Source organism: Streptomyces sp. NPDC004658, assembly GCF_040609555.1.
Classification (GTDB): Bacteria; Actinomycetota; Actinomycetes; order Streptomycetales; family Streptomycetaceae; genus Streptomyces.
The window spans coordinates 1-3,823 of the sequence record NZ_JBEXKG010000320.1; the positions used below are offsets into that span (position 1 = coordinate 1).

The window sequence follows — 3,823 nt, forward strand, 5'->3', positions numbered from 1 at the left end:
GGGCGGCCTCGCGTTCGCACGGCGGCAGGCGGTCCCGCCGGGCCCGGCCGGTGCGGCGCGGCAGGCGGGTGCTGAAGGTCCTCGGGATCGGCCTGTCCGTCCTGATCGTGGTCACCGCCGGCGCGGGCTGGTGGTTCTACGAGCACCTGAACGGCAACATCCACAGCGTCTCCCTGGACGGCAAGGGTGGCACGGAAAAGGCCGACGCCTTCGGCCGCACCCCCATCAACATCCTGGTCATGGGCTCCGACGGCCGTACCAGCGCGGCCGACTGCAAGCTCGGCGGCGGCTGCTCGAAGACCGGGGTGCAGACCGGCAGCAACGCCGACGTGGAGATGGTGCTGCACATATCCGCCGACCGCTCCAACGCCACCGTGATGAGCATCCCCCGGGACACCATGACCAAGGTGCCGGCCTGTGAGAACAGTGAGTCGGGGCAGTCCACGAACGGCTACTACGGCCAGATCAACAGCGCGCTCCAGTACGGCCCCGCCTGCCAGGTGGCCACCGTCCACCAGCTCACCGGCATACCCATCGACCACTTCGTCAAGCTCGACTTCTCCGGCGTGGTCAAGATGTCCGACGCGGTCGGCGGCGTCTCCGTGTGCGTCAGCGACAACGTCTACGACACCTACTCGCACCTGAAGCTGTCCAAGGGCACCCACACCCTCAAGGGCGTCGCGGCCCTGGAGTTCGTCCGCTCCCGGCACGGCTTCGGCGACGGCAGCGACCTCGGCCGTACGATCTCGCAGCACATCTTCCTCAGCGCGATGATCCGCAAGTTCAAGAGCGCGGGCACGCTCACCGACCCCACCGCGGTCTACCACCTCGCCGACGCCGCCACCAAGGCGCTGACCGTGGACGACGGCCTCGGCACCGTGAAGAAGCTGATCTCGCTCGCCGACGACGTCAACAAGGTGCCCACCAAGCGGATCACCTTCACCACCATGCAGACGGCCCCCGATCCGGGCGACAGCGACCGGGTGGTGGTGGGCCCGGGCGCGAAGAGCCTGTTCGCCACCATCGCCAACGACCAGTCCCTGACCAACGGCTCCGGCAGGAAGTCCGCGGCGGCCTCCGCGACCGCCAAGGCCACCGCCTCCGCCGTGCCCGCCGCCGAGATCGCGGTGACGGTGGAGAACGGCACCGGCATCACCGGCCGCGCCTCCGTCCTCGCCACCGCCCTCACCGGGCAGGGCTTCAGCCCCGCCACGACCACGGCCAACGCCCCCAGCCCCGCGGCCAGCACCACCCTCACCTACGGCACCGGCGAGCAGGCCGAGGCCCGGACGGTCGCCAAGGCGCTCGGCCTGCCCTCGTCCCATCTGAAGCAGGGCACCGGCACCGGCCTGACCCTGGTGATCGGCGCCGACTGGCCCAGCGGCACCAGCTACCCGGGCGGCTCGGCCTCGCCCGCGCCGGCCGACACCAAGGCCGCTATCGGAGGCGCCCACGCCTCCACCGCCGCCGAGGCCAAGACCTGCGCCAAGGTGAGCCCGTACAAGACGGTCACGTTCGACGGCGTCTCCATGACACCGTCCCAGGCCTACGCCGCGGCGCGGAACAAGCACGACTCCGACGCCTGAGCGGCACCGGGGCCGGCCGCCGGGTCAGAGCTTGCGCCAGCGCGCGTTGCACCAGGAGAAGACACCGAACGCGGCCAGCCCGAGCGCGACGAGCGTGAGCAGCCAGGGTCCGGCCGGCAGGTCCCGGAACGCGCGCAGGGTGTCGTCCATGCCCTTGGCCTTCCCCGGCTGGTGCCGGACGGCCGCCACGAGCGCGAACACACCGGCCGCGGCGAAGACGACGCCGCGGGCCGTGCCGCCCGTCACCCCGAGGCCCTCCACGACCGGCCGGACCCGGGGCGACATGGCGCCGGTCCGCAGCTTGTCGCGGAAGGTCCGCCGCACGGCCCGCACCGCGATCCACACCCCGGCGATCACCACGGCGGCCCCCGCGACGCGGAGGAGCCACTGGCCGCCGGGCCAGTCCAGCACCCGTGCGGTGACGTCGTCGGTGTGCCGGTCGGAGGAACCGCTGCCGCTGCCCCGGTCCCCGGCCGCGTAGGAGAGCACCGAGTAGGACACGAAGCAGTAGAAGACGCACCGGAACAGGGCGGCCGCCCGCCGGGAGAGCTTCGACCCGTCGGGGCCGTAACCCCCGAACACCGCCTCGGACAGCCGCCACAGCGCCATCCCGGCGAGGGCCACGCCCACGATCCACAGCAGAGCCGACCCGAACGGCTGCCCGGCCAGCTCACCGAGGGCACCGCCGCGGTCGGCCTGCTGCCGGCCGCCGTCACCGCCGAAGGCGATCTGCACCGCGATGACGCCCACGAGTACGTAGATCAGCCCACGTGCCGCGAAGCCCGCCCGGCCCGCCGCGTCGACGGCCGCGCTGTCCGCCACCCGCCGCGCCCGGAACCGTCCCCGCGGTGTCCATGTCTGTGCATCCATACAGCGCCGGATGCCCCCGGCGGCGGGTCCGACACCTGTGCGCGGGGGCGCGCGGGAGGCTGACGGACCGTTGAGCAGCGGACCGTCGGTTTGCGTACCTCACCGTGGCGGGCGGGCCCAGGATGCGAGGATGGGGGGTCATGACGGCGGGGTGGGGTGTGCGCGCGGTGCGGACCGCGGTGTTCGCCGCCGTCTGCGTCGTACTCGCCGCCCTCGGGCACGTCCTGATGTCCGGCCGTGACGTCCCGGGGTGGGCGCTGGCCGCCGGCCTCGCCGCGACCGCCGGCACGGGCTGGTGCCTGACCGGCCGCGAGCGCGGCCCCGCGCTGGTCGTTCCGCTCGTCGTCGCCGCCCAGGCGGCACTGCACTCGGCGTTCTCCCTCGCCCGGACCGCTCCCCCCGGCACCACGGCCCCGCCGGCGCGGCGGACTTTCATGCCCATGCCCATGGGCTCCCTGCCGACGGACGCCATGGACATGGGGCACATGGCGCACTCCGTGGGCGGGGCCGGCCGGCCGGCGTCCGGAATGCTCGCCGCGCACCTGCTCGCCGCGCTCCTCACCGGACTGTGGCTGGCGTATGGCGAGCGGGCCGCCTTCCGCATCGTGCGGGCCGTGGCCGGACGGCTGGCCGCACCGCTGCTCCTCCTGCTCGCCCTGCCCGTTCCCGCCGACGGCCCCGGCCCGCGTCCGCGCCGGCCCCGCTCGGACCGGGCACCGGGCCTCACCCTGCTCATCCACGCGATCACCTCGCGGGGGCCGCCCACGGGGACCGCTGTCGTCTGACGACAGCCGGTACACCGAGGCCGCCCCCGAGCGCCTCGGTCCACGGCCGTACGCCCGCGCACGCGCCGCAGCGCGGCAGCCGCCACGTCACGCGGCAACGCCGTAGCCGCTCACGCTCTTCGCGAGTGCCGTCCCACCCTGGCACGCCCGTGCCGGGGCGCCGCAGCCCGCCGCCCGTGCGGGTGTCGTAGGGCCGTCTTTCCCCACCGGACCGGCCGCCCTTAGGCGTGCCCCGGCCCGGTCACGGTCGACCCGAGAGGGACACCAGGTGATCACTCCTGTCCTGCCCACGGCACGAACCCCGTACGACCGGACGGCAGCCGACGAATCGACGACCGCGTGGGCGCTGGCCGCCCGTCGCGGTGACGCCGACGCGGCCGAGCACTTCGTCCGCGCCCTGCGCCGCGACGTCCAGCGGTACGTCGCCCACCTCTGCGCCGATCCCCAGGCCGTCGACGACCTCGCCCAGGACACCTTCCTGCGCGCCCTCGGCAGCCTGCACCGCTTCGAGGCCTCTACGCCGGGCCGTCGAACCCGGACTGGCAGTACCGGCTCATCCTGGGGGTGCACGTGACCGTCGGC

3 protein-coding genes and 1 pseudogene are annotated in these 3,823 nt (G+C 74.0%); 3 read left to right on the plus strand and 1 reads right to left on the minus strand.

The window, feature by feature from the left end; all coding sequences use genetic code 11:
* The first annotated feature begins 68 nt into the window (after nt 1–68).
* Nucleotides 69–1,586 carry an LCP family protein gene (locus ABZV94_RS40655; RefSeq protein WP_356350005.1) on the plus strand — a complete coding sequence of 506 codons (1,518 nt, stop codon included), beginning with the start codon at nt 69–71 and terminating at the stop codon, nt 1,584–1,586.
* 24 nt (nt 1,587–1,610) lie between these two features.
* Here the strand turns inward: ABZV94_RS40655 and ABZV94_RS40660 are convergent, their stop codons facing one another.
* Nucleotides 1,611–2,456, minus strand: coding sequence for a DUF1206 domain-containing protein (locus tag ABZV94_RS40660; protein ID WP_356350001.1), 846 nt, complete (start codon nt 2,454–2,456; stop codon nt 1,611–1,613).
* 140 nt (nt 2,457–2,596) lie between these two features.
* Between ABZV94_RS40660 and ABZV94_RS40665 the strand changes: the two genes are divergently transcribed.
* Nucleotides 2,597–3,241 carry a hypothetical protein gene (locus ABZV94_RS40665; RefSeq protein WP_356350003.1) on the plus strand — a complete coding sequence of 215 codons (645 nt, stop codon included), beginning with the start codon at nt 2,597–2,599 and terminating at the stop codon, nt 3,239–3,241.
* Between the two features lie 268 nt (nt 3,242–3,509).
* Nucleotides 3,510–3,752: pseudogene (locus tag ABZV94_RS40670) on the plus strand (sigma factor); the annotation flags it as partial.
* Nucleotides 3,753–3,823 lie beyond the last annotated feature (71 nt).

What these genes read in the sequence shown, in the direction of transcription:
- ABZV94_RS40660 (WP_356350001.1), bottom strand. Translation starts at nt 2,456, where the DNA reads ATGGATGCACAGACATGGACACCGCGGGGACGGTTCCGGGCGCGGCGG.
- ABZV94_RS40665 (WP_356350003.1), top strand. Translation starts at nt 2,597, where the DNA reads ATGACGGCGGGGTGGGGTGTGCGCGCGGTGCGGACCGCGGTGTTCGCC.